The sequence below is a fragment of the Flavobacterium sp. CS20 genome (assembly GCF_018080005.1).
GTDB lineage: Bacteria > Bacteroidota > Bacteroidia > Flavobacteriales > Flavobacteriaceae > Psychroflexus.
On record NZ_CP073015.1, the window covers coordinates 367,653 to 393,545 of the forward strand.

Annotated in this window: 30 protein-coding genes, 1 other RNA gene and 2 pseudogenes; 10 read left to right on the forward strand and 23 right to left on the reverse strand. The window is 33.4% G+C overall.

Annotated features, from left to right (window positions below; all coding sequences use genetic code 11):
* Window positions 1-8: 8 nt before the first annotated feature.
* The 5 genes from IGB25_RS01690 to IGB25_RS01710 all read left to right on the forward strand — a co-directional run bounded on the left by IGB25_RS01690 (window position 9) and on the right by IGB25_RS01710 (window position 4,782).
* Complete coding sequence (locus IGB25_RS01690; RefSeq protein ID WP_211064494.1) at window positions 9-1,208, forward strand: IS4 family transposase; 1,200 nt, start codon at window positions 9-11, stop codon at window positions 1,206-1,208.
* 111 nt (window positions 1,209-1,319) lie between these two features.
* Complete coding sequence (locus IGB25_RS01695; protein WP_211065900.1) at window positions 1,320-1,847, forward strand: hypothetical protein; 528 nt, start codon at window positions 1,320-1,322, stop codon at window positions 1,845-1,847.
* A gap of 74 nt (window positions 1,848-1,921) precedes the next feature.
* Window positions 1,922-2,320 (forward strand): RHS repeat-associated core domain-containing protein, encoded by a 399-nt coding sequence (locus IGB25_RS01700; RefSeq protein WP_256437244.1) that lies wholly within the window; start codon window positions 1,922-1,924, stop codon window positions 2,318-2,320.
* Window positions 2,321-2,375: 55 nt separating this feature from the next.
* Complete coding sequence (locus IGB25_RS01705; RefSeq protein WP_211065901.1) at window positions 2,376-3,050, forward strand: hypothetical protein; 675 nt, start codon at window positions 2,376-2,378, stop codon at window positions 3,048-3,050.
* A gap of 919 nt (window positions 3,051-3,969) precedes the next feature.
* Window positions 3,970-4,782 (forward strand): hypothetical protein, encoded by an 813-nt coding sequence (locus IGB25_RS01710; protein WP_211065902.1) that lies wholly within the window; start codon window positions 3,970-3,972, stop codon window positions 4,780-4,782.
* 382 nt (window positions 4,783-5,164) lie between these two features.
* On the opposite strand, the gene IGB25_RS01715 is transcribed toward IGB25_RS01710, so the two are convergent.
* Window positions 5,165-5,341: a hypothetical protein gene (locus IGB25_RS01715; RefSeq protein WP_211065903.1), complete on the reverse strand. Its 177-nt coding sequence runs from the start codon at window positions 5,339-5,341 to the stop codon at window positions 5,165-5,167.
* Between the two features lie 51 nt (window positions 5,342-5,392).
* Between IGB25_RS01715 and IGB25_RS01720 the strand changes: the two genes are divergently transcribed.
* The 5 genes from IGB25_RS01720 (at window position 5,393) to IGB25_RS01740 (ending at window position 11,044) form a co-directional block, all read left to right on the forward strand.
* Window positions 5,393-7,036 carry an acyl-CoA carboxylase subunit beta gene (locus tag IGB25_RS01720; RefSeq protein WP_211065904.1) on the forward strand — a complete coding sequence of 548 codons (1,644 nt, stop codon included), beginning with the start codon at window positions 5,393-5,395 and terminating at the stop codon, window positions 7,034-7,036.
* A 487-nt stretch (window positions 7,037-7,523) separates the two neighbouring features.
* Window positions 7,524-7,922: a transfer-messenger RNA gene (gene ssrA, locus IGB25_RS01725) on the forward strand.
* 334 nt (window positions 7,923-8,256) lie between these two features.
* Window positions 8,257-9,117, forward strand: a complete 861-nt coding sequence (locus IGB25_RS01730; RefSeq protein WP_211065905.1) for a mechanosensitive ion channel family protein — start codon at window positions 8,257-8,259, stop codon at window positions 9,115-9,117.
* A 237-nt stretch (window positions 9,118-9,354) separates the two neighbouring features.
* Window positions 9,355-10,554: an IS4 family transposase gene (locus IGB25_RS01735; protein WP_211064494.1), complete on the forward strand. Its 1,200-nt coding sequence runs from the start codon at window positions 9,355-9,357 to the stop codon at window positions 10,552-10,554.
* 124 nt (window positions 10,555-10,678) lie between these two features.
* Window positions 10,679-11,044 (forward strand): CoA-binding protein, encoded by a 366-nt coding sequence (locus tag IGB25_RS01740; RefSeq protein ID WP_211065906.1) that lies wholly within the window; start codon window positions 10,679-10,681, stop codon window positions 11,042-11,044.
* Here IGB25_RS01740 and IGB25_RS15350 read toward each other — a convergent pair.
* The 22 genes and pseudogenes from IGB25_RS15350 to rpsH form a co-directional block, all read right to left on the reverse strand.
* Window positions 11,018-11,341 carry a hypothetical protein gene (locus tag IGB25_RS15350; protein ID WP_371815926.1) on the reverse strand — a complete coding sequence of 108 codons (324 nt, stop codon included), beginning with the start codon at window positions 11,339-11,341 and terminating at the stop codon, window positions 11,018-11,020. The genes IGB25_RS01740 and IGB25_RS15350 overlap by 27 nt on opposite strands.
* Window positions 11,342-11,454: 113 nt before the next feature.
* A complete protein-coding gene (locus tag IGB25_RS01745; protein ID WP_371815927.1) occupies window positions 11,455-12,459 on the reverse strand; it encodes a sodium:solute symporter in 1,005 nt (334 codons plus the stop codon).
* 182 nt (window positions 12,460-12,641) lie between these two features.
* Complete coding sequence (locus IGB25_RS01750) at window positions 12,642-13,352, reverse strand: SIMPL domain-containing protein (RefSeq protein ID WP_211065907.1); 711 nt, start codon at window positions 13,350-13,352, stop codon at window positions 12,642-12,644.
* 32 nt (window positions 13,353-13,384) lie between these two features.
* Window positions 13,385-13,729, reverse strand: coding sequence for a DUF3024 domain-containing protein (locus IGB25_RS01755; protein WP_211065908.1), 345 nt, complete (start codon window positions 13,727-13,729; stop codon window positions 13,385-13,387).
* A gap of 64 nt (window positions 13,730-13,793) precedes the next feature.
* Window positions 13,794-14,306, reverse strand: coding sequence for an azurin (azu, locus tag IGB25_RS01760; protein ID WP_211065909.1), 513 nt, complete (start codon window positions 14,304-14,306; stop codon window positions 13,794-13,796).
* Window positions 14,307-14,530: 224 nt separating this feature from the next.
* Window positions 14,531-15,813, reverse strand: a pseudogene (locus IGB25_RS01765) (citrate synthase).
* 159 nt (window positions 15,814-15,972) lie between these two features.
* Window positions 15,973-17,267 (reverse strand): annotated as a pseudogene (gene eno, locus IGB25_RS01770) (phosphopyruvate hydratase).
* Window positions 17,268-17,422: 155 nt separating this feature from the next.
* Window positions 17,423-18,526, reverse strand: coding sequence for a glutamine-hydrolyzing carbamoyl-phosphate synthase small subunit (gene carA / locus IGB25_RS01775; protein WP_211065910.1), 1,104 nt, complete (start codon window positions 18,524-18,526; stop codon window positions 17,423-17,425).
* Window positions 18,527-18,600: 74 nt separating this feature from the next.
* Window positions 18,601-19,218: a 50S ribosomal protein L17 gene (rplQ, locus tag IGB25_RS01780; protein ID WP_211065911.1), complete on the reverse strand. Its 618-nt coding sequence runs from the start codon at window positions 19,216-19,218 to the stop codon at window positions 18,601-18,603.
* A gap of 26 nt (window positions 19,219-19,244) precedes the next feature.
* Window positions 19,245-20,237: a DNA-directed RNA polymerase subunit alpha gene (locus IGB25_RS01785; RefSeq protein WP_211065912.1), complete on the reverse strand. Its 993-nt coding sequence runs from the start codon at window positions 20,235-20,237 to the stop codon at window positions 19,245-19,247.
* Window positions 20,238-20,257: 20 nt separating this feature from the next.
* On the reverse strand, window positions 20,258-20,863 hold the full coding sequence (rpsD, locus tag IGB25_RS01790; protein WP_211065913.1) for a 30S ribosomal protein S4: 606 nt from the start codon (window positions 20,861-20,863) through the stop codon (window positions 20,258-20,260).
* Window positions 20,864-20,930: 67 nt separating this feature from the next.
* A complete protein-coding gene (gene rpsK / locus IGB25_RS01795; protein WP_211065914.1) occupies window positions 20,931-21,314 on the reverse strand; it encodes a 30S ribosomal protein S11 in 384 nt (127 codons plus the stop codon).
* Between the two features lie 2 nt (window positions 21,315-21,316).
* The gene (rpsM, locus tag IGB25_RS01800) at window positions 21,317-21,691 is read right to left on the reverse strand and encodes a 30S ribosomal protein S13 (RefSeq protein WP_211065915.1); all 375 of its coding nucleotides are present in this window, start codon (window positions 21,689-21,691) and stop codon (window positions 21,317-21,319) included.
* 2 nt (window positions 21,692-21,693) lie between these two features.
* Window positions 21,694-21,810, reverse strand: a complete 117-nt coding sequence (gene ykgO / locus IGB25_RS01805; RefSeq protein ID WP_015361145.1) for a type B 50S ribosomal protein L36 — start codon at window positions 21,808-21,810, stop codon at window positions 21,694-21,696.
* A 4-nt stretch (window positions 21,811-21,814) separates the two neighbouring features.
* Window positions 21,815-22,030, reverse strand: a complete 216-nt coding sequence (infA, locus tag IGB25_RS01810) for a translation initiation factor IF-1 (RefSeq protein WP_125087435.1) — start codon at window positions 22,028-22,030, stop codon at window positions 21,815-21,817.
* Between the two features lie 2 nt (window positions 22,031-22,032).
* On the reverse strand, window positions 22,033-23,376 hold the full coding sequence (gene secY / locus IGB25_RS01815; RefSeq protein WP_211065916.1) for a preprotein translocase subunit SecY: 1,344 nt from the start codon (window positions 23,374-23,376) through the stop codon (window positions 22,033-22,035).
* A 10-nt stretch (window positions 23,377-23,386) separates the two neighbouring features.
* Complete coding sequence (gene rplO, locus IGB25_RS01820) at window positions 23,387-23,839, reverse strand: 50S ribosomal protein L15 (RefSeq protein ID WP_211065917.1); 453 nt, start codon at window positions 23,837-23,839, stop codon at window positions 23,387-23,389.
* Window positions 23,840-23,850: 11 nt separating this feature from the next.
* Entirely contained in the window at window positions 23,851-24,033 is a 183-nt protein-coding gene (rpmD, locus tag IGB25_RS01825; RefSeq protein ID WP_138932474.1) for a 50S ribosomal protein L30, read from the reverse strand.
* Window positions 24,034-24,045: 12 nt separating this feature from the next.
* On the reverse strand, window positions 24,046-24,570 hold the full coding sequence (rpsE, locus tag IGB25_RS01830) for a 30S ribosomal protein S5 (protein WP_211065918.1): 525 nt from the start codon (window positions 24,568-24,570) through the stop codon (window positions 24,046-24,048).
* Between the two features lie 4 nt (window positions 24,571-24,574).
* On the reverse strand, window positions 24,575-24,925 hold the full coding sequence (rplR, locus tag IGB25_RS01835) for a 50S ribosomal protein L18 (RefSeq protein WP_211065919.1): 351 nt from the start codon (window positions 24,923-24,925) through the stop codon (window positions 24,575-24,577).
* Between the two features lie 2 nt (window positions 24,926-24,927).
* Window positions 24,928-25,470, reverse strand: coding sequence for a 50S ribosomal protein L6 (gene rplF, locus IGB25_RS01840; RefSeq protein ID WP_211065920.1), 543 nt, complete (start codon window positions 25,468-25,470; stop codon window positions 24,928-24,930).
* Between the two features lie 20 nt (window positions 25,471-25,490).
* A complete protein-coding gene (gene rpsH, locus IGB25_RS01845; protein ID WP_211065921.1) occupies window positions 25,491-25,889 on the reverse strand; it encodes a 30S ribosomal protein S8 in 399 nt (132 codons plus the stop codon).
* Between the last annotated feature and the right edge of the window lie 4 nt (window positions 25,890-25,893).

Sequence of the window (25,893 nt, forward strand, 5' to 3'; positions counted from 1 at the left end):
AAAGAGATATGAACAAAAGTAAAAATTTCAGCGGTCAACCCATTATCAAACAGGTTTTAAATTTTATTTTACCCAACGATGTTTATCGGACAGCCGAAAAGCATAACAGCGACAGATACACTAAAAAGTTCACTACTTATGAGCATTTAGTTACTATGATTTTCACTGTCATTAGTGGTTGTAGCTCGCTTCGTGAAGTATCGAGTATTATGCTTGCTTGTGAAGGAAAAATCAACCATTTGGGGCTAAAAGATTTCCCAAAGCGAAGCACATTATCTGACGCCAACAGGAGAAGAAGCTCATCAGTATTTGCTGATATTTACCATTTACTCTATAAACGTTACCACCGATTTTTGTCGGACAGCAGAACTTATGAACCAGCTGTAAAAGACCTTAAAATTGTTGATTCATCAACTATAACACTCTTTAGTGACATTCTTAAAGGTGTAGGTAGAAACTCACTCAACGGCAAAAAGAAAGGTGGTATCAAGATGCACACTATGATAAATGCTATGGAAGATGTGCCCTGTCTGATAAAGTTCTCAAATGCCGCAACCCATGACCATACCTTTTTAAAGGATCTTGAACTCAAGAAAGGTTCTTATGTCGTCTTTGATAAAGGTTATGTGGATTATAAACAATACCAAAAATGGACCTTAGAGAATATTTACTTTGTGACCAGACAAAAAGACAATGCCCGTTATACAAGCCTTGAAGAGTTTGATATTCCCGACACGGTAGATGATGCTGTCCTAAAGGACGAAAAAATAGAACTCAAAGACAATGACGGTAAGCCATTTTACCTTAGAAGAATAGCTTTTTGGTACGATAAACACCAAAAAGTTTATGAGTTCATTACCAACAATTATGAACTTCAGGCAGATAAAATTGCCGAGATCTACAAGAACAGGTGGCAAATCGAGACTATGTTCAAACGCCTTAAACAAAACTTCCCGCTAAAGTATTTTCTTGGAGATAATCAAAATGCCATCGAGATACAGATATGGGTCAGCTTAATCATACAACTAATAATGCTTGTCATTCAGAGAAAAGCAGAAAGAAAATGGGCATATTCTAATATGATGTCCGTGATACGATATCATTTAATGACCTATATTGATTTGTTCAAATTCCTTAAAAATCCAGAAGCAAAATGGGAAGATATTACAACAAAAAATATAGGTCAATTAAGCCTTTTTGACCCATAAGGAGGTTCTATTTTTAAAATACTAAAGCTACACAGTGAAATTAGGCGATACAAAAGATTTTTTTAGTAATTTAGATTTTTATCGGACAACAATGATTAAAAATATAAGAGTATGTTATATAAAGTAATCCTTCATCAATCCTTTCTAAAAAATCAAATGAATCAGAAGTTATTTTTTTTGCTTTTATTATTGAATACTGGTTTTATAAATTCTCAGGACACCAATTGTTATTGTAAATTTAATTTTGAAGAAATAGATATTCATGAATATAAAATACCAAGTCATAAAAAAAATTTTTTAAAAAATGATTTAAATTACAGTAAAAAAATCTTAGAAAAAAACCATGAATATTTAACTTATAAAACTGAAGCAAATATTTTAAACAAAAATACACAAATAGAGTATTTCTTAAATATCAAGAACGATTCACTTGTGCGATATGGTTTTGTCTTCAAACTACAAGATAATTATCTACCTCATTTTGAAAAAATTATTGCACATATTAGTAAGTACAATAAATTTATTGATTTAGATAAATTATCTCAACAAAAAATTATAGGATCCTGTAAATATATATTTAGACTTAGTTACAGACAAAATGGAGTTTACGTTTTTGGTGTTGCTAGGGTTTATCCATAGATTTGCTTTCTCGCTATAGATCCATATACGAACAGACCCAAACCGGCAACCAAATCGATTTTTTTGGCACCTTTGTGCCAGACGTTCTTTCATATAATGAGTATTATCCTTATGGCATGCTCCTACCGGGTAGGCATGGTGCAGTAGATTCCTACAGATACGGCTTCCAAGGACAGGAAAAGGATGACGAGATTAAGGGGGATGGGAATTCTATAAACTATAAATATAGGATGCATGATTCGAGGTTAGGAAGATTTTTTGCTATCGATCCTTTGGCTAGTGATTATTCTTGGAATTCTTCTTATGCTTTTTCTGAGAATAGAGTAATTGATGGTGTTGAATTAGAAGGATTAGAATGGATATTAAAGATTTACAGCCCATCCTTATCCTCTAGATTTGCAAGTGCATATACTGCAAATGATTTATATCAAATGAGAGTTATTACTCAATACGCAAGAACCACATCATTTTAAGAGTGACTATGGGTTAGCATCACTTGGACTTACCAAAGATTCGCCAGCGACAGTCTTGTACTATGACAAAGATGCACACGATGGTGTGTCTGTAGAAGTTCACAAGTGGGAAAACAATAGTGCAAACTCTGGAAAAATAATTTCTGATGGAATTTTTCATTTTCCAACAACTGAAGACAGTGCAAATCCTAGGGATGCGAAATACCCCGTTGATGTTAAAAATGGTTCAGGCTTTTATGATGAACATGATTTTGTTGGTGCTGGCGCAATGGAGACCGAAGCAGAAATGATAGCAAGAGGAGGAAGTGCAACAATTGGAAGTGGATATATAAAAGGATTTGGATATTTTGAGTATATGTCAATTGGTAAAGGTTGGTCATTAAGTATAGGTGCAGGAGGAGATAGTGAGCTTAGTAATACAGGTAACTTCTATGGTAAATCTCCTAACTTTGCTTCTTTAGAAAATTTTGCTGGAAAAGGCAATAAATATGGATTAGATATAGATTTGGTTTTTGGTTCAGCTGGTTACTCTGAATGGCATAGTGCAGATTTTAGCTGGCAAGGGAGTACGCTTACATATGGTGGCGGTCTTGGTTTAGGTTTATATGAGGATCAAGCAACATATACAACAATCTCTTTTCCTAGAACAGATAATTATCATATTGATTATGAGAATTGGGTTGAGAATTTTATACCACTTGATGAATCGTCAAGGGTTGGGTCTTGGTAATTTAAATGTTTAGTTAGTATACCTAGTCTCTATAAATAACTTTTTAATGTTAATATAAATGAAAAAATATATATTTTATGGACAAATAGTAATAGTTCATATATGGTTTTTATTGAGTGGTTACGTACTAGTTGAAGGTTATTTAAAAAATGGCTGTAGGTATTGTACTGATATGCAATATATTTTGTTTATTATTTCAGCAACTATATTATTGTTCTATTATTTTGTAGAAATATTAAAGAAAATAGGCAATAATAAAGGTAATGGAACAGCTTAGTTGATAGCCCCCCGCTAGCAATCGTTTCCAACTAGTGCCGTCATAGATATTAGAATTATATAGCCATATGATAGCACTGACTTGCAGTCCCTGCCATATTAATTTTGTATAAGGTTATAGTCGCTCGAGAATTTGGGTGATTTTTTTATGTAATAGTCTTTAAGAAAAGCATCAATTATTTAAAATCACTATATTTACAAGGTCTAAGAGAGACATAAAACGTTCTTTTAAAAATACCTGAAATAAGGCTCTATCAAAAAAAGGCAATCGGGCAAAAAAAACGCATAAGATTAGTTTTCCTACGGCATGTGCCACACTGAGTTTATCGAAGTGCTCCTACCCAACCGTCATGGTAGTGTAGATTCCTACAGATACGGCTTCCAAGCCTGTCCTGAGCTCGTCGAAGGAGCCAGGAAAAAGGCGACGAGATTAAAGGGGAAGGGAATAGCTTGAATTATACTTTTAGGATGCATGATCCGAGATTGGGTAGGTTTTTTACTGTTGATCCACTTCTGACTAACGTAAAATTATATTACTGTAAATCAGTTATTTATATTTTATTCAACATTTCAATTTTCAATCCAAATTTACTCATTTTACGTTAGCCGAGGGACTAAAGTTTCTATGAGTCTATGAGGGATTGTGCCAGAATACCCATGGTTCTCTCCATATCAATTTAGTGGTAATAGGTTAATTGACGCTATTGAACTTGAAGGTTTAGAACAAAGTTTTGAACTTAGGTTTAACAGAAGAAATAAAAGTTATTTAAGAGGTAATATTTCTAAAGAACAACTAATGGACGAGTGGAGAGCAGAAGCTTTTGGGGCGATAATAGGTTCAACTATTGTAGCAGATTTTTATATAGGAAAAGGTAAAATCACTAAATTTGCGACAAAACAATTTGGCTTTCAATTAGCAGTTAATACAGCTACGGAAGGATTTGTTTCTGTAGCTTTCAAAGAACATAAGTTTGAACCTAAAAGAGTAGTAGCCGAGACTTTTACAAATTTTGATTTTGCTGATACAGGAATTGATCAAGGGATAAAATTATTAGGCAAAAAATACAATTTAGGTAAAATTCAGAAAGCACTAGAAATCGTTGCCCCTTCATTATTCGATATTACGACTAAAGATGGAATCCAAATAGTTAGTTTAAATAAAGATAGTGAAAAGATAATATTAGATATTGTAGGTAACTCACTAACTAAAAAAGGAGAAAAATTACTCCAAAATACTGACATTGAATTACCAAAAGTAAAACTATCATCAGATTTAAGTGCTAAAATAGTTTCTGATATTATAATCAAAAATATAAAAATACAACTAGTAAAAGATTCTCAAAATAAAATTAAAGATAATATCAAAGAAGATATTAGAGATGATAAAAAAGTGAAAAATGATGCAATACCCAAAAACAATAGAAGGATTAAAAAAGATAAACTAAAAGAATCTTGAAATGAACTCTACTTTAAAAAAATATCTAAAAAGTTTTCTGAAATATATTCTGGGAATATCCGTAGTAATATTATTAATATTGAGTTTCTATTTAATTACAACATTAATATTTTATGACCAAGAAATACATGAAATTAATGTAAATGGAATGATTATGATTTTTTTAATCCCAGTTTTCACGATTTTCATATCAAAATATTTTTTAAAAAAACTAAAATAACACATAATAACAGGCAGTTACTTTAATTAACCCGCTAGCGCTCGTTTGCAACGAGTGCTATTCAAGCCCAAAAACAAGATATTGCGGACTTGCAGTCCGCGCCACATTAATTTTGTATAAGATTATAGCCACTAAAGGAATTACTCAGATGAGAAAAAACTCTCAAACAACAGAAACAATAGCATCCATAGCAACAACAGCAACAATAGAAACAACAGAAACAACAGAAACAATAGAAACAATAGCAACAACAGCAACAACAGAAACAACAGAAACAACAGAATCAATAGAAACAATAGCATCCATAGTTTCAACATTTATCAAAACTTTTTTACCCAAATACTACAAGCTTTTCGTATTTTCGTTTCCAAACCAATTAAGCTTTTCTAAATGGATATGAAATTCAATAAAAACGAAGACTACAATAAACTTCTCGTTTCTGATTTAAACTCTAAATTGAAAAAAATCTACCTTGGTGGTGGAGAAAAAAAGATAGAAAAACACCACGGCAAAGGCAAATTAACTGCACGAGAACGCATTGATTATTTAGTTGATAATCCTAAAGATACGATTGAAATTGGAGCTTTTGCAGGAGATGGCATGTATCAAGAATACGGCGGTTGCCCTGGCGGTGGCGTGGTGGTTAAAATTGCAAAAGTCTCTGGTAAAAAAGTGATTGTTGTGGCTAATGATGCCACGGTTAAAGCTGGTGCTTGGTTTCCCATTACTGGAAAGAAAAACCTACGAGCACAAGAAATTTCTATAGAAAACCGATTGCCAATTATTTATCTTGTGGATAGTGCTGGTGTATTTTTACCTATGCAAGACGAAATTTTTCCTGATAAAGAACATTTTGGGCGAATATTTAGAAACAACGCCATTATGAGTAGTATGGGCATAACTCAAATTCTTGCAGTTATGGGCAGTTGTGTGGCTGGTGGTGCTTATTTGCCTATCATGAGTGACGAAGCTTTGATTGTGAAAGAAACAGGAAGTATCTTCTTAGCGGGAAGTTATTTGGTAAAAGCTGCTATTGGTGAGAGTATTGATAATGAAAGTCTTGGCGGTGCTACAACCCATTGTGAAGTCAGTGGTGTAACCGATTATAAGGCAGAAAACGACAAAGACGCTTTAGACAAAATCAAAAATATTGTCGATAAAATAGGCGAGTTTGATAAAGCTGGTTTTAATAGAAAAGCATCCAAAAAACCTAAAGAAAATCCAGATGATATATTTGGATTATTACCAGCCAAACGAAGTGATCAATATGATATGAAGCCGATTATTGAACGATTGGTTGATAATTCTGAATTTGAAGAATACAAAGCTGGCTACGGTCAAACCATCATTACGGGTTATGCCAGAATAGACGGTTGGGCGGTTGGTATTGTTGCCAATCAACGCAAAATAGTCAAAACCACCAAAGCCAAAACCAAACCCAGTGAAATGCAATTTGGTGGTGTGATTTACAGCGATTCAGCTGATAAAGCTACGCGGTTCATTGCCAATTGCAATCAAAAGAAAATTCCACTCGTATTTTTACAAGATGTTACAGGATTTATGGTCGGCAGTAAAAGTGAACACGGTGGCATCATCAAAGATGGAGCTAAAATGGTCAATGCAGTAAGTAACTCAGTTGTACCAAAATTTACGGTAATTATTGGTAACTCCTATGGTGCTGGCAATTATGCCATGTGTGGAAAAGCTTACGATCCGAGGCTAATTGTGGCTTGGCCAAGTGCAGAATTGGCGGTTATGGGCGGAAATTCCGCCGCTAAAGTGTTGTTGCAAATTGAGACTTCTAGACTCAAAGCCAAAGGCGAAAAAATCACAGAAGCCAAAGAAAAAGAACTATACGATAAAATCAAAAATAATTACGACAGACAAACCAGTCCTTATTATGCCGCCGCAAGACTTTGGACAGATGCAGTGATTAATCCATTAGATACCAGAAAGTGGATTTCAAATGGAATTGAAATTGCTAATCACGCTCCTATAACTAAGAATTTTAATTTGGGTGTAATACAAACCTAACTCAAATCACAAATTTTATTAAAATAACGTGAGTTCGATATAAATTCCAATAAAATACAGATATTTAATCATTTGTCCGATAGAGCGAAGCATGAGCGACGAGACATCTCAGTAGGATGAGATTTCTCCTCTTTCTTCGTTCGAAATGACAAAATTTGCTTACAAAAAGATGTAATCATATGATTTACAGATTTCAACAAATCGAACTCACGTTAAAATAAAGTTGGTATGACCAATAAAATTTAATTCAGCCAATAAGATTTTTAACTTAAAGTCTAATTTGTTTACTCTCGAAACTTCAGGATTCTTCGTTTTACTCCGAAAGATTACTCAATTGACGGCTATATTTAATTGAGTTACTTAAATCGAACTCCGTTAAAATAAATCTAAGTCCTAATTGATATATAGATATTATCCTTACTTTTGTAGGCTGATTTTGATTGAAATTAAAAATCAATTTAAGTTCATTGATATTACGTAAAAAAATGGGGTCGATTTGGTTTTGACAGCAAGACTTATCGAAGAGTAAGCACGTCGAGCTTTGTAACATGGCTCGTAAATCTCATGTTTCATCCTTTTTTAAACGGCGAGAATAACTACGCCTTAGTCGCGTAATCTGAATCACAGTAGGATACGCTTAATCTCGACAAGGTCGAGAGCTAAGATGTCTCTGGAAAGCCTTGATTTGCGGCGTTCCATCAAGAGGCACCGGTAAAGTAAATCTAGATATGGCAACGTCTCGATGCCATATTGAAATTTTAGAGACTAGGTATAAAGTAGGTTGTTTCTTGCCAGTTTTATACCGAAAATCAAGTTGAAACTAAGCGTGTAGAAAACTGTTTGGTAACTTGTTTGGACGGGAGTTCGAGTCTCCCCGACTCCACAAATATAAAATTTAACTGATTGTAAAATAATTGATTAGTTTTTTTGCTCAACTATAGCATATAAAAAAGCTTTTTTATGGTGTTTAAAAACAGAACAAATTTTAATGTATAGCCAGCAAAACAGTTGGGTTATTTGACCAATACTTGCCTTAACGTTATCACTGTTTATAAATAAATTGCAAAAGCAACCCAATTTGCCTAAGGGTAACGTTTTTTCATTTGCGTTATCGTTATTTTTTTAAAATTGAAAATATAAAACCGTTATCTGTAAATAAAATAATCCGTTGTTTCAAAATGGTATTCAAATAGTATTTATCTTCGTAAAAAATAAATTTGATGAGTGAATTTTTAAGCCAAATAATAGAAAAAATACTCGAATTTGGACAACCTATTGTCATTATTATAATTACACTTGCCTTAGGATTGATTTTTAATCGATTTTATTTTAGCTTGTTTAAAAGAAGATCGATTTATTTAAAAAACGATCCAACCAAATACAATTTCCTAGGACATTTATTGACAGCTTTAATTTATATTATAGGTTTTAGTTTGGCGATTATTTCTGTTCCACAGCTCAAGGCTTTAGCAACTTCGCTTCTAGCAGGTGCAAGTATCTTAGCCTTAGGGATTACTTTTGCCTCTCAACAAGCTTTATCTAATATAGTTTCAGGTATTTTTATAGTTATATTTAAACCTTTTCGAGTCAATGATAGACTTATAGTAAGAGATACGTTGTCTGGTATTGTAGAAGATATTACACTTAGACATACAGTTATAAAAAACTTTGAAAACCGAAGAATTATTATTCCTAATTCAGTGATTAGTAACGAAGTATTAATTAATTCAGATTTAAATGATGAAAAAATTTGTCGCTTTTTTGATATGGGTATCAGTTATGATAGTGACATAGATTTAGCCAAAAAAATCATATCTGAAGAAGTCAGAAATCATCCCGATTATTTTGATGTCCGATCAGAAGAAGATATAAATAATGGATTGCCTGAAGTTTCAGTGAGAGTTTTGTCTATGGGCGATTCTTCTGTCAACATTAGAGCTTGGGTTTGGGCTAAAAACTCTGCTATTTCATTTGGTATGAACTGTGATTTGTTGGAAAGTATAAAAAAACGATTTGATAGAGAAGGCGTAGAAATTCCTTTTCCACATCGTACTATCGTGCAAAAAAAACCATTAAATTAAATTTATTAGACATTTCTTTTTTGCTTCAATAATATGCTTTATTTGTTTTTGAGATGAGAAATTTTGTGAATTCAAATGATATACTTAAGATAATCTAAAACTTTCTTTAATCAAGTAATGTTTTCAACTTTTTTCTCTTATTTTTCATTAGTGTCCGATAAAATATTTTAAAGTGGGATTTCCAATACAGGATTTCCCACTTTTTTATATCTTCATCTTTCGCAAAAAAAAAGAGATATGAACAAAAGTAAAAATTTCAGCGGTCAACCCATTATCAAACAGGTTTTAAATTTTATTTTACCCAACGATGTTTATCGGACAGCCGAAAAGCATAACAGCGACAGATACACTAAAAAGTTCACTACTTATGAGCATTTAGTTACTATGATTTTCACTGTCATTAGTGGTTGTAGCTCGCTTCGTGAAGTATCGAGTATTATGCTTGCTTGTGAAGGAAAAATCAACCATTTGGGGCTAAAAGATTTCCCAAAGCGAAGCACATTATCTGACGCCAACAGGAGAAGAAGCTCATCAGTATTTGCTGATATTTACCATTTACTCTATAAACGTTACCACCGATTTTTGTCGGACAGCAGAACTTATGAACCAGCTGTAAAAGACCTTAAAATTGTTGATTCATCAACTATAACACTCTTTAGTGACATTCTTAAAGGTGTAGGTAGAAACTCACTCAACGGCAAAAAGAAAGGTGGTATCAAGATGCACACTATGATAAATGCTATGGAAGATGTGCCCTGTCTGATAAAGTTCTCAAATGCCGCAACCCATGACCATACCTTTTTAAAGGATCTTGAACTCAAGAAAGGTTCTTATGTCGTCTTTGATAAAGGTTATGTGGATTATAAACAATACCAAAAATGGACCTTAGAGAATATTTACTTTGTGACCAGACAAAAAGACAATGCCCGTTATACAAGCCTTGAAGAGTTTGATATTCCCGACACGGTAGATGATGCTGTCCTAAAGGACGAAAAAATAGAACTCAAAGACAATGACGGTAAGCCATTTTACCTTAGAAGAATAGCTTTTTGGTACGATAAACACCAAAAAGTTTATGAGTTCATTACCAACAATTATGAACTTCAGGCAGATAAAATTGCCGAGATCTACAAGAACAGGTGGCAAATCGAGACTATGTTCAAACGCCTTAAACAAAACTTCCCGCTAAAGTATTTTCTTGGAGATAATCAAAATGCCATCGAGATACAGATATGGGTCAGCTTAATCATACAACTAATAATGCTTGTCATTCAGAGAAAAGCAGAAAGAAAATGGGCATATTCTAATATGATGTCCGTGATACGATATCATTTAATGACCTATATTGATTTGTTCAAATTCCTTAAAAATCCAGAAGCAAAATGGGAAGATATTACAACAAAAAATATAGGTCAATTAAGCCTTTTTGACCCATAAGGAGGTTCTATTTTTAAAATACTAAAGCTACACAGTGAAATTAGGCGATACAAAAGATTTTTTTAGTAATTTAGATTTTTATCGGACAACAATGCTTATTTTTATAATATAAAATCATACCACAATGCTTAAAACACTAATAATCGGTGCATCCGATAAACCACAACGCTATGCTTATAAAGCTTTAAAACTTCTTCAAAAAAATAACCACGAAGTTCTTGCTTTAGGAAAACGGCAAATGAATATTGATGGAGTTGAAGTGCATCTTGGTAAACCTGATTTTTCTGATATACACACCGTTACACTTTATCTTAATGCTAAAAATCAAGAAGAATATTATGATTATATCATTAGTTTAAAACCTAAACGAGTTATTTTTAATCCTGGCACCGAAAACCCCGATTTTCAGAAAAAACTTAATTCTGAAAATATAGAAGTTGTAGAAGCTTGCACTTTAGTTTTGTTATCGACGAATCAATATGAGACCTAAAAAGGTCAATAACCCATTGAGAATTAAGATAAAAAAGCCAAATTCAAAGCCAAACCAATTTAAAGCGTTAACGCTAATAATGTAGGATAGAATAGGAGAAAGTATTGCTACAACTGGCACTAAACGGTCTTTGATTTTAAACTTTGTAAACATTCCAAAAGCATATAAACCCAATAGCGGAATATAGGTGTATCCAGCAAAAACAAAGAGTTTGTTAATCACACTTTTATCATTTATGGCATATTGAAAAATCAACATCACAAGTATCAATACTATAGAAATAACAATATGTGTCAACTTTCTAATTTTGATTTGTTGAGATTTGGGATAGCGATTTTCTATATCTAAAATATCTATACTGAATGAGGTTGTTAAAGATGTTAAGGCACTGTCAGCACTGGAATATGCGGCTACGCAATGAGACCTAACAAAAAGAAAATAGCCACAGCCAAACCTAAATCGCCTTGCATAGCAATGGCGGGAAACAAATCGTCTTTTTTAGCTGTGATGCCATTTATTTCTGCATAATTTGTCAACAACAAACCTAAAAATAAAAACAGAAAATTGGCAATAGTTAAAATGATAGTAAATGAAAAAATGTTTTTTTGGGCGTCTTTTAAATTTCTACACGTTAGATTTTTTTGCATCATATCTTGATCAAGTCCAGTCATAACAATAGTGATAAACGCACCCGATATAAATTGTTTAAAAAAGAAATCACTAGAACGCCAATCGTCAAAAAAGAAAATTTTGGCTTGTGTGTTTTTACTCAGATAAGTTGGAATTTCAGCTATTGAAATATTAAGATTCTGTAGAAGAAGAGCAATCGAAATACATAGAGCCAGTAACATAAACAAAGTTTGCAAACTATCGGTCCAAACAATGGTTTTGATGCCACTTCTAAAAGTATAGACCCAAATCAATAAAATGGTAATCGTTACGGTAACGTAAAAAGGAATGCCAAGGTTATCAAACACAATCAGTTGCAAAACTCCAGCCACTAAAAACAACCTAAAACTTGACCCAACAATTCGGGATAGCAAAAAGAAAGATGCTCCAGTTTTATAAGTATAAAAACCAAATCTTTGGTCGAGATAGGTGTAAATTGATGTTAAGTTTAATCTGTAATACAATGGCATCAACACTAAACTTATCACGGCATAACCTAAAGTATAGCCTAAAACCACCTGAAAATAGCTAAATGCTGAAAACTCTACAGTGCCAGGGATTGAAATAAATGTTATGCCACTTAATGACGCTCCTATCATTCCAAAAGCAACTAAATACCAAGGCGATTTGTTATTGGCTTTAAAAAACTCGGCGTTGCTACCTGTTTTATTGGTCAAGAATGAAATACCAATTAAAACCACAAAATAGGAAACAATAAGTAATAAAATAAAAGTCGGACTTAACATCTATAAAAATTGTGCTGGCAAATTTAGGAATAAAAAAATCACACGAAATGAACTCATGTGATTTTTCCATAAATAAGAGATTAGATATAATTTAGCAAGCATAAAATTTATACATTTTGATATCAAATTATCTTTAAAATGTTAACAAAAAACAGACAGCGTTTAAATTACATTTCCTATATTTATTTTATTTGATATTCAACGTACAAGGTTGCTGTAATTTTAATTGTTCCTTTATTGATTGCAATTGATGTGTTATTTGAAGCCAGCTTATCATTCATTTCATATTGCGGTTTTGTGTCTTGTGGCATAGAAGCATTGATTTCAATATTTCCAATCTTTAATATTTCTTTTTTAGACTCAGGTATTTGTTGCATCAATCTATCAGAAAGTTTTTCTGATTTTTCAAATGCATTTAGGTAAGCTTCATTTTTTAAGCTGTCAATTTTAGTATGAGAATAACTCAGTCCTCCCAAATCAAGATTTCTATTTTCAAGTAATTCGGTATAAATATCATCAAGTTCATCAATATTTCTTATGGTTACAAAAACTGTTGTCGAACCTCTAAATCCTTCAAATACTCTTGAATTATTAATCCATGTGTAACTTTTGCTCATATTTACAGAAGTGGTTAGGATGTCGTCTTTATCGATTTTGAAAGTTAGTAGTTTGTTTTGTAGTTCATTAGATTTATCTACTAAACACTTTTTTGAAGATTTTATTGATTTGTCAAGACAATTCAAGCTGATATTAAAAGTTGCCATATTCGGAAGTGTTTCGACTTCACCATATGACTTTAACGTGATAGTTTTAAACTTTGAAGGTTCAACTGACGGATTGTTTTGGCGACTTACTAATATCAATAGGCTAAAAACCCCAAATAATTGTTTCATTTTTTTGTTTTTATATATTGCTCAACTCATTATTACCCAAAAAAACAAGCGTGTTTATCTTCTTTTATAACAGCTAATAATTTATCCAAATAAGAAGATTCTGGATAAGGTTCGTAGAGTTCCCACTTACCACTTGCTCGCATCCAATATAAATTCCATTCTTGTCTTGACTTATAAAATCTGATTTTTGCGAATTCCATTTGAAGAATTTCTTCGGGATTTTCCCAAGAAGGTCTTATTTCGTAAAAAATAACAGTTTTACCATCGTAAGAATATCCCATATCAACTTCTTGACGTATTTTAGGGTCTTGAGGTCTTATTGATTCAACAAAATTTTTTATGGTTGATTCATTTATGTCGATTGTCTTATTACTCATATTTGGATTCTAAAATGGAAACTGTTAGCATTTCAATTATAACGAAAAGCATTCACAACTATATTTATTCCACAATAAATTTACCTTGCATTAAAGCAACGTGACCAGGAAAACTGCAAATGAAATCGTAAACGCCTTTTTCTGGAGCATCAAATGTAATTGTAGTTTGCTCGCCACCACCAATCATTTTGGTATGTACGATAACGGCTTTTGTGTTTTTGGGAATGTAATTATTGTCTTTGGCATCAACTGCTTTTGTAGCAAAATCATTGATATTGGTTCCTGGTTTAAGCAAAACAAAATTATGACCCATAACATTTACGTCAAGTTTGCCGATGTGTTTGAGTGTGAGTTTGACTTTGTCTCCTGCTTTGACTTTAATTTCTTTTAAATTATAGCGCATTTGGTCATTGCCAGTCAATAGAATTTCAGTTACACCGTCTTCGGTTTTTTGTTTTTCTGCTACGGGTTGATTGATTTTGATGTTTTGTTTTTCTTCTTTTTTATCATCTTTAGAATTTCCACAAGAACTTAAAACGAGAAGTGAAAATAAAAATGCAATTTGATAGAGTTTCATAATTTTTGGTATAAAGATTTTAAACAATTTTGATGATTTGTATTTATTCTAAAATTCAGCGATTACTTTGCTAAATGTGGCTTAGGAATTCCCGAAAAAATATCTACTAAAACATTTATTGGAACATTATACAAGACATCTCCCACACGAGTGGGAATAAGCGGATAGCCTGCCTTTTCTAACAGGCAAGCCCGCTTGAAGCCTATAATAATTTTGAAAAAATACTATTTCCTTTTGCTGATTTCGGCATAGGGTCTGTGTTTTTCGCCAACATAAATTTGTCTTGGTCTGCCGATAGGTTCTTTTTTAAGGCGCATTTCTCTCCATTGAGCAATCCATCCAGGCAATCTACCGAGTGCAAACATTACGGTAAACATTTCTGTTGGAATGCCAAGTGCTCTGTAAATTATACCTGAGTAGAAATCAACATTAGGGTAGAGTTTGCGTTTTACAAAATAGTCGTCTTCTAAGGCTTCTTTTTCAAGGCCTTTGGCAATATCGAGAACGGGATCTTCAATACCTAAATCGCCGAGTACATCGTCTGCAGATTTTTTAATAATTTTTGCTCTTGGGTCAAAGTTTTTATAGACACGGTGCCCGAAGCCCATTAATCTAAAAGGATCATCTTTATCTTTGGCTTTACTCATGTATTTTTTAGTATCACCACCGTCGTTTTTGATACCTTCTAGCATTTCGATGACAGCTTGGTTGGCACCACCGTGAAGTGATTCCCAAAGTGCATTGATTCCTGCTGAGATAGACACAAATAATCCGGCGTGAGATGAGCCTACAATTCTTACTGTTGAGGCTGAGCAGTTTTGTTCGTGATCAGCGTGTAGAATCAATAATTTATTTAAGGCTGAAGCTACAACGGGATTGATTTTGTAGTCTTCGTTGGCTTTTTTGAACATCATCTTAAGGATGTTTTCAACATAACCGAGTGAACTGTCTCCATAATCCAAAGGTTGTCCTGTGCGTTTTCTCAAAGCCCAAGCACACAAAACGGGAAATTTGGCAAGTAGCTTCACGATAGATTTATACATTTCTTCTTCAGAATTCACATCTACTGATGATGGGTTGAATGCAATTAAAGCCTGGTTAAAGAAGACACAACTCCCATAGGGTGAGCTGATCGAGGAAAACCATCAAGGATTTTTTTCATCTCTTCGTCAACGTGAGATTCGTTTTTGATGTCTTGATGAAATTTGTCTAGTTGTTCTTGAGATGGCAATTCGCCAAAAATTAGCAAGTAAGCCACTTCTAAGAAACTTGCATTTTCAGCTAAATCTTCGATAGAATATCCACGGTAACGCAAAATACCTTGTTCACCGTTTAAAAAAGTAATTGCACTTTCACAAGATCCTGTATTTTTGAAACCTGGATCTAATGTAATTAAACCATTTGAAGTGCTTCTTAGCTTAGAGATATCTATGCCATGTTCATTTTCAGTACCTACAATTACAGGGAGTTCATATTGTTTTCCGTCAAATTCAATTTTAGCTGTCATATTTTATTTTTTTTGATTAATTCTATTGTGAAACTTACCAAAGATAAGCAATGAATTGTTAAATAGGCGTTAAGTCTAAAACCAAAAAAAACCTATTCAACTTAAGTTATTGTTAAAAATAAGAAGAATAGGTTATTTGAAAAATGATATTGATCAATTTTAAGGGATTTTTATTTTGAAAGCATCTGTTCCAGGGAAATATGCAGTTTGGCTAAGTTCCTCTTCAATTCTTAATAATTGATTGTATTTGGCCATTCTATCGCTTCTTGAGGCTGAACCAGTTTTGATTTGTCCTGTATTGAGTGCAACAGCTAAATCAGCAATGGTATTGTCTTCAGTTTCTCCTGAACGGTGAGACATCACAGCGGTATAACCTGCATTTTTAGCCATATTTACAGCGACAATGGTTTCTGTAAGTGTTCCGATTTGGTTAACTTTAATTAAAATAGAATTGGCTATTCCTTCTTCAATTCCTTTGGATAATCTTTCTACATTAGTTACAAATAGGTCATCTCCAACCAATTGAACACGATCACCGATTTTGTCAGTGAGCATTTTAAAGCCGTCCCAATCATTTTCATCCATGCCGTCTTCTACAGAAATAATGGGATATTTTTCGGTTAGTTCAGCGATATATTGGGCTTGTTCTTCAGAAGTTCTGACTTTGCCTGAATCGCCTTCAAATTTTTTGTAATTGTATTTACCGTCTTCGAAAAATTCAGCTACAGACAATCGAGGGCAATCATAACTTCATCACCAAATTTGTATCCTGCGTTTTCAACAGCTTGTTTAATTGAGTCCAAAGCATCTTCGATTCCATTTAATTCAGGAGCAAAGCCACCTTCATCGCCAACTGCAGTAGATAAGCCACGTTTTTTAAGTACTTTTTTTAAGTTGTGAAAAATTTCTGTTCCCATTTGCATAGCGTGTGTAAAGCTTGAGGCTTTTACGGGCATGATCATAAACTCTTGAAAGGCAATCGGGGCGTCGCTATGTGAACCGCCATTGATGATGTTCATCATAGGAACGGGTAAAGTATTTGCAGAAACGCCACCTATATATCTGTATAGAGGCTGTTGTAGTTCATTAGCAGCTGCTTTGGCAACTGCAAGTGAAACTCCGAGAATGGCATTTGCACCGAGTTTTGCTTTGTTTGGTGTGCCGTCAAGTTCAATCAAATATTCGTCAATTTCGGTTTGTTCAAAAACTGAATATCCTAATAATTTGTCAGCGATTAAATTATTAACGTTGTCAACAGCTTTTGAAACGCCTTTGCCCATATAAGATTCGTCTCCATCTCTTAGTTCAACAGCTTCATGTTCGCCCGTTGAAGCACCAGAAGGTACAGCAAATCGACCGAGAACGCCTGTTTCGGTTGTAACATCTACTTCTAAGGCTGGATTACCCCTTGAATCAAAAATTTGTCTTGCGTGAATGTCTAATATTATACTCATTTTTGTTTGGTTTTGTGTGTCTGCAATTTACGAATTTCAAACAGATTAAATGATAATTTAAAATCAATATTTTCTACCATTGATAACTAAATCGATTGAGAAATATCAATTACGTATTTTATGAAACTTATAAAGCGATAAACTGAGTTGCTTTTTTATGAAGCGTACATTTTGTAAAAATCATCAAATAAATAGTTGGCATCATTTGGTCCTGGACCAGCTTCAGGATGGTATTGAACAGAAAAGCATTTTTTTTCTTTAAGTCTGAAACCAGCCAAAGTTTGATCATTGAGATGTATATGCGTGATTTCTATGTCAGAATGATTTTCTGCTTCATCTTTATTTACGGCGAAACCGTGATTTTGAGATGTGATTTCAGATTTGCCTGTTACTAAATTCATTACAGGGTGATTGATTCCACGATGTCCATGGTGCATTTTGAAAGTTGAAATACCTTGAGATAAAGCAATGATTTGATGTCCTAAACATATTCCAAATGTAGGAATATTTTTGTCGATAGCAGATTTTGCTAACTCAATAGCTGACTTCAAGGGTTGTGGATCTCCAGGACTGTTGGATAGAAAAATAGCATTTGGCTCAAACGACATCAAGTCTTCTAAACTGCTATTGTATGGAAACACTTTTAAATAAGCTTCTCTTTTTGACAGATATTTTAAAATATTAGTTTTAACTCCTAAATCTAATACTGCAATTTTATAGGTTGAATTTTTGTTTCCAAAATAATAAGGTTTTTGTGTTGAAACCTTTGAAGCTAATTCAAGACCGTTCATTTTGGGATAGGTCTTTAGTTGTTCTTTTAATTGATCTATTTTGTCGAGTTGAGTAGAAATAACAGCGTTCATGGCTCCGTGTTGTCTAATATGGTGAACCAAAGCTCGAGTATCTAAATCTGATATAGCAAAGAGATTAGATTGATTTAAAAAGTCTTCAAGTGATAGATTTGAAGATGCTCGAGATGGATTGTAGCTAAAATTTTTACAAATAAGCCCTGCTATTTTTGGAGAGTTGGATTGATTTTCGTCGGTGTGAGTGCCGTAATTTCCAATGTGTGCGTTGGTCGTAACCATGAGTTGTCCGTGATATGAAGGATCGGTAAAAATTTCTTGATAACCTGTCATACCAGTGTTGAAACAAATCTCTCCAAACGCAGTATCTTGGTTGTTTGAAACGGCTTTGCCTTTAAATTGAGTGTGATCTTCTAGGATAAGAATGGCATCTATTTTTTTGTGGTATCTCATAATGTATAAATATAAAAAAAGGGATAAATATTTAATTTATCCCTTAAAATTAGTAAATATAATTGATGTTATAATTATTTTTTTTCGTCATCTTTTGATTGTTTATTTTCATCAGAAGATTTTTCTTTGGCTTCACTTTTATTAGATTCAGCTTTAGCTTCGCTTTTTTCTGGCTTAGCTTCAGTTTTATCTTCAACTTTGTTGTTGTCTTCTTTAGTTTTAGAATCTTCTTTTGGAGATGATTCAACATTAGTTTCAGGTTGATCTGAAGTTACTTTTTTACCAGCACGGCGTGTAGATTTCTTTTTCTTTTTGCCTTTAGGGTTGTATATCTCGTTGAAATCTACAAGTTCTATCATTGCCATTTCAGCAAGATCGCCAAGTCGGTGACCTAATTTGATAATCCTTGTATATCCACCAGGTCTTGAGGCTACTTTTGGTGCAACTTCTCTAAACAATTCTGCCACAGCATATTTATCTCTAATTTTTGAAAACACAATACGTCTGTTATGAGTGGTATCGGTTTTAGATTTAGTAACTAGAGGTTCAACAAAAGTTCTTAAGGCTTTTGCTTTAGCGAGAGTTGTATTGATTCTTTTATGTTCTATAAGAGAGCAAGCCATATTAGCCAACATAGATTTTCTATGGGCGGTCTTGCGACTCAAGTGATTAAATTTCTTTCCGTGTCTCATTTTAAATATTTTTTAGAGGCTTTTAATTAGTCTTTTTCAAGGTTGTATCGAGATAAGTCCATACCGAAATCAAGACCTTTATTGCTGACTAATTCTTCAAGTTCGCTTAATGATTTTTTACCGAAGTTTCTAAATTTCATCAAATCATTCTTGTTGTAAGAAACCAAGTCGCCAAGGGTTTCAACTTCAGCGACTTTTAAGCAGTTAAGTGCTCTTACAGATAAATCAAGATCTGAGAGTCTAGATTTCAGAAGCTGTCTCATATGAAGTGCTTCTTCGTCATAAGTTTCGGTTTGTGCCATTTCTTCAGTTTCAAGAGTAATTCTTTCGTCTGAGAAAAGCATAAAGTGATGAATTAATGTTTTAGCGACTTCTGTTAAAGCATCTTTAGGATGAATAGAGCCATCGGTAACAATTTCAAAAACTAATTTTTCATAATCAGTTTTTTGTTCTACTCTATAATCTTCAATGCTGTATTTAACATTTTTGATAGGCGTATAGATAGAATCTGTAATTATTGTTCCTAATGGTAATTCGTCTTTTTTATTATCTTCGGCAGGAACGTATCCTCTTCCTTTTTCAATTGTGATTTGCATATTTAAGGATACTTTTTTATCCATATTGCAAATAACATGATCAGGATTTAATACTTGAAATCCAGAGAGGTGTTTTTGAAAATCACCAGCCGTGAGTTGATTTTGATTAGAAACGCTAATCACAGCAGATTCTGTATCATTATCTTCTATTTGTTGTTTGAATCTAACCTGTTTAAGATTAAGTATAATTTCAGTAACATCTTCCACCACGCCAGGGATTGTAGAAAACTCATGTTCGACTCCTTCTATTTTAATCGAAGTAATTGCAAAACCTTCAAGAGAAGATAATAAAACGCGACGTAAAGCATTACCTACGGTAAGACCGTATCCAGGTTCTAAAGGTCTAAACTCAAATATACCTTCAAACTCAGAAGAGTCTATCATAATTACTTTATCGGGCTTTTGAAAATTGAATAATGCCATAGTGTTGTAGTATCTAATTATTATTTAGAGTATAATTCGACGATAAACTGTTCGTTAATATTTTCTGGAATTTGTGTTTTTTCAGGAACGCTAACGAATGTACCTTCTTTTTTTTCTGAATTCCAACTTAACCATTCATAAACAGCTGAAGAGTTTGATAGTGATTCTTCAATAACGCTTAAAGATTTAGATTTTTCTCTAACGCCTACAATATCATTGATTTTTAGCTGATAAGATGGGATATTTACAATTTCGCCATTTACTGTAATGTGTTTGTGTGAAACTAATTGTCTTGCTCCACTTCTAGAAGGTGATAGACCAAATCTGTAAACAACATTGTCGAGACGTCTTTCGCACATTTGAAGTAAAACTTCACCAGTAATACCTTTTGCACTGTTAGCTTTTTCAAACATATTTCTGAATTGACGCTCTAAAATACCATAGGTATATTTTGCTTTTTGCTTTTCCATTAATTGGATAGCATATTCAGATTTTTTACCACGTCTTCTGTTGTTGCCATGTTGGCCAGGTGGATATTTTTTCTTCTCAAACGATTTATCATCGCCGAAAATAGGCTCGCCAAATTTACGAGCAATTTTAGTTTTAGGACCAGTGTATCTTGCCATTTCTAAGTATTTAGGTTATAGGTTATGAATTAAGGTCTTTCCTTCGATAACCTTATTTTTTATTCGATTAAACACGTCTTCTTTTAGGTGGACGACAACCATTGTGAGGAATAGGAGTAACGTCTATAATTTCAGTAACTTCAACGCCTGAATTGTGCAATGCTCTAATAGCTGATTCTCTTCCATTGCCAGGACCTTTTACATAAACTTTCACTTTTCTTAGTCCTGCTTCGTGAGCAACTTTACTGGCATCTTCTGCGCCGAGTTGAGCGGCGTAAGGGGTATTTTTTTTACTGCCTCTAAAACCCATTTTACCAGCTGAAGACCATGATATGACTTCACCGTTATTGTTGGTTAAAGAAACAATTATGTTGTTAAATGAAGCAAATATGTGAGCTTCACCAAAGGCGTCTGTTGTGACTTTACGCTTTTTTGTTGTTGATTTAGCCATGATTATTTAGTTACTTTTTTCTTGTTAGCTACTGTCTTTCTTCGACCTTTTCGTGTACGTGAGTTGTTTTTAGTTCGCTGACCTCTTAAAGGTAAACCCGATCTGTGTCTAACACCTCTATAACAACCAATATCCATAAGACGTTTGATGTTCATTTGAGTTTGTGATCTTAATTCGCCTTCTATGGTAAATTGCGAAACAGCGTTACGAACGCCAGAGACATCACTATCATTCCAGTCAGAAACTTTTTTGTTTGGATCAACTTTAGCTTCTTTCAGAATTCTTTGTGCTCTTGACTTACCTATACCAAAAATATAGGTTAGAGCAATTACGCCTCTTTTTTGTTTAGGGATATCAACACCTGCTATTCTTGCCATAATTAACCTTGTCTTTGTTTAAACTTTGGATTCTTTTTATTAATAACATAAAGTCTTCCTTTACGTCTTACGATTTTGCAATCTGCACTTCTCTTTTTGATTGATGCTCTTACTTTCATAATATTAATATCTATAAGTTATACGTCCTTTAGTTAAATCATAAGGACTCATTTCTAATTTTACTTTATCGCCTGGTAATAATTTAATGTAATGCATTCTCATCTTACCAGATATATGAGCAGTTACTACGTGCTCATTTTCAAGTTCTACTCTAAACATTGCATTGGACAATGCTTCTATAATAGTTCCATCTTGTTCTATTGAAGGTTGTTTAGCCATAATTATGCTACTGCTTTTCTGTTTTTGCCTGATTTCATTAATCCGTCGTAATGTTTATTTAATAAGTAAACATTAATTTGATCTATAGTGTCTATTGCAACACCAACCATAATTATTAAAGATGTACCACCAAAAAATAAAGCCCAGCCCGATTGCACACCAAGTAGGGAAACAATAATTGCTGGGAATATAGCAATGATTGCCAAAAACACAGAACCAGGTAAAGTGATTTGAGACATAATTCTGTCGAGGTATTCTGCGGTTTCTGTTCCTGGTCTTATGCCTGGGATAAATCCACCGCTTCTTTTTAAATCGTCTGCCATTTTATTAGTTGGTACGGTAATAGCGGTGTAAAAATATGTGAAAATAATGATGAGTAAGCCAAATACAACATTGTACCATAATCCAAACATATCATTAAACTCAGCTGCAATACCTTGAGCAGTTGCCGTGTCAGATAATCCTGCAAGTGCAGCGGGGACAAACATGATGGCTTGAGCAAATATAATTGGCATTACGCCAGAGGCATTTAGTTTTAAAGGTATAAATTGTCTTGCTCCACCAAATATATTTTTCTCATATTTACCAGAAGCATTTTTTCTTGCATATTGAACAGGTATTTGTCTTACTGCTTTTACTAAATAAACAGAGGCAAGAATAATAACAAACCAAATCACAAGTTCAATTAATATTAAAATTAAACCACCTGAACCATCATCACCAGTTCTGGAAGCTAATTCCTGTGCAAATGAACGAGGTAATCTGGCTATAATACCTACCATTATAAGTAATGAAATTCCATTACCAACACCTTTATCAGTTATTTTTTCACCGAGCCACATTGCAAAAATACAACCTGCTGTAAGGATTATTACTGCAGAGGTAATAAACATTGTATTACTTTGAACCATAAATGCGTCGTCGGGTAAAATATTGTATAAGTTATAAATATATCCAGGATCTTGTACTAAAGTAATACCAATGGTAAGCCAACGTGTAATTTGAGTAATTTTTTTAGTTCCGCTTTCACCTTCTTTTTGAAGTTTTTGTAAATAAGGAACGGCAATAGTCATCAATTGAACGACAATGGAAGCAGAGATGTAAGGCATAATACCCAATGCAAAGACTGAAGCGTTTGAAAATGCACCACCAGTAAATGCGTTTAATAAGCCTAAAATACCATCTTCAGTTTGACTTCCTAAACTTGCTAACTGAGAAGCATCTATACCTGGTAGAACAACTTGTGCTCCAAATCTATAAACGATTAATAAGCCCAAAGTCAGGAGAATCCTATTTTTGAGCTCGTCTATTTTCCAAATATTTTTTATCGTTTCAATAAATTGCATCGAGTAAATATTATAATGTTATCGCTTCTCCACCGGCTTTTTCAATTGCTTCCTTAGCTGATTTTGAAAACTTATGTGCTTGAACTTTTAATTTAGATTTTAATTCGCCATTGCCTAAAATCTTAACAAGGTCATTTTTTTTGACTAAACCTAATTCTTTAAGCGTTTCGAAATCTACGCTGTCTTTAATTTTTTTATCATCAACTAAAGCCTGAAGATTAGAAAGATTAACAGGTTTATAGTCAACTCTATTGATGTTATTAAACCCAAACTTAGGAATACGTCTTTGTAAAGGCATTTGACCACCTTCAAATCCAATTTTTCTAGAATACCCAGATCTTGACTTAGCACCTTTATGACTTCTACCAGCTGTATCACCAGTTCCAGAACCTTCACCACGTCCAAGACGTTTTGTTTTTCCTTTTACAGAGCCTTTTGCTGGTTTTAATTGATGTAATTTCATAGTTGATAATCTTATTTAATCTTTTCTACACTTACCAAGTGGTTGACTTTATCAATCATACCCAAAATATTTGGTGTATCTTGATGTTCAACACTTTGACCTATTTTTTTTAAACCTAATGCTTCAAGAGTCAACTTTTGTTGTTTAGTTCTCTTGATGGCACTTTTTGTTTTAGTAACTAATATTTTTGACATTTTCAAAAGCTATTATCCGTTAAATACTTTATCTATTGATATTCCTCTTTGCTTTGCAACTGTATCGACATTTCTTAATTGTAAGAGTGCGTCAAAAGTAGCTTTTACTACGTTGTGAGGATTAGTAGAACCTTGGTTTTTTGACAATACATCATGAACTCCAACAGATTCTAATACAATTCTAGTGGGACCGCCGGCAATTACACCAGTACCTTCAGATGCAGGAAAAAGAGAAACTTTTGCTCCAGCATATTTTCCTTTTTGCTCGTGTGGTAATGTTCCTTTGTTTAGAGGAATTCTTATCAAGTTTTTCTTAGCATCTTCAACTGCTTTTGCAATAGCATCAGCAACTTCTTTTGACTTGCCAAGACCTTGACCTACAACGCCATTTTCATTACCAACAACAACTATAGCAGAAAACCCAAAAGCTCTACCACCTTTAGTTACTTTAGTAACACGTTGAACCCCTACTAGTCTATCTTTTAAATCTAAACCTCCAGGCTTAACAAACTCTACGTTTTTATAATTTTGATACATATATTTAAAATTTTAATCCACCTTCTCTGGCTCCTTCAGCCAATGATTTAACTCTACCGTGGTACAGGTAGCCACTTCTATCAAAAGCAACTTCTTCGATACCGATTTTACTTGCTTTTTCAGCGATGGCTTGACCAACTGCTTTAGAGCGTTCAACTTTAGGCTTATCTTTTGAAGCATCAGTTCTTGAAGATGCTGAGGCAAGTGTTTTGCCATTGACATCATCAATGAGTTGAGCATAAATCTCAAAATTGCTTCTGTAAACAGATAATCTTGGTTTAGTTGCTGTACCTTTTATACTTTTTCTGATTCTCTGATGAATCTTTTTTCTTCTTTTTTGTTTAGAAAATCTCATAATTATGCTGATTTACCTGCTTTTCTTCTTATGTATTCACCAACATACTTAATTCCTTTACCTTTGTATGGTTCTGGTTTTCTGTATGATCTGATTTTAGCTGCAACTTGATTAACAAGTTGTTTATCGTGTGATGTTAATTTTATGATTGGATTTTTGCCTTTTTCACTCGCAGTTTCAACTTTTATTTCTGGGGCGAGTTGAATAACTATATTGTGTGAAAATCCAATAGCGATATCTAATTTTTGACCTTGATTGGATGCTCTGTAACCTACGCCTACAAGTTCTAATTCTTTTGAGTAACCTTTAGTTACTCCTGTTATCATGTTGTTGATGAGAGATCTATATAAACCGTGTTTAGATTTTATATTTTTGTTATCGTTTGGTCGTTCTACGATAATTTCACCATCTTCTTGCTTGATTTTAACGTCTTCAAATTTTTGAGTGAGTTCACCAAGCTTACCTTTAACTGATATAGAGTTGTCCTCGAGTTTAATCTCGACACCTTCTGGTATTTTTACTGGACTATTTCCTATTCTAGACATAACTAATCTTTTATCTTATATTAATATACGTAACAGAGCAACTCTCCACCAACATTATCTCTTTGTGCTTGTTTTCCTGTCATTAAGCCCTTTGAAGTTGAAACAATTGAAATTCCAAGTCCATTGAGTACACGGGGTATTTCATTGCTACCAGCATATTTTCTCAAACCAGGTTTACTGATACGCTGAATCTTTTTTATTACAGGTTCTTGGCTAAGTTTATCATATTTAAGAGCTATCTTGATGACACCTTGCTTGTTGTCATCTATAAATTTATAGCTTAAAATAAAACCTTGGTCAAAAAGAATTTTTGTCAATTCTTTTTTAAGATTAGAAGCTGGTATTTCTACCGTTCTATGCCCAGCGACGACAGCATTTCTAATTCTGGTTAAATAATCTGATACAGGATCTATATTCATTTTA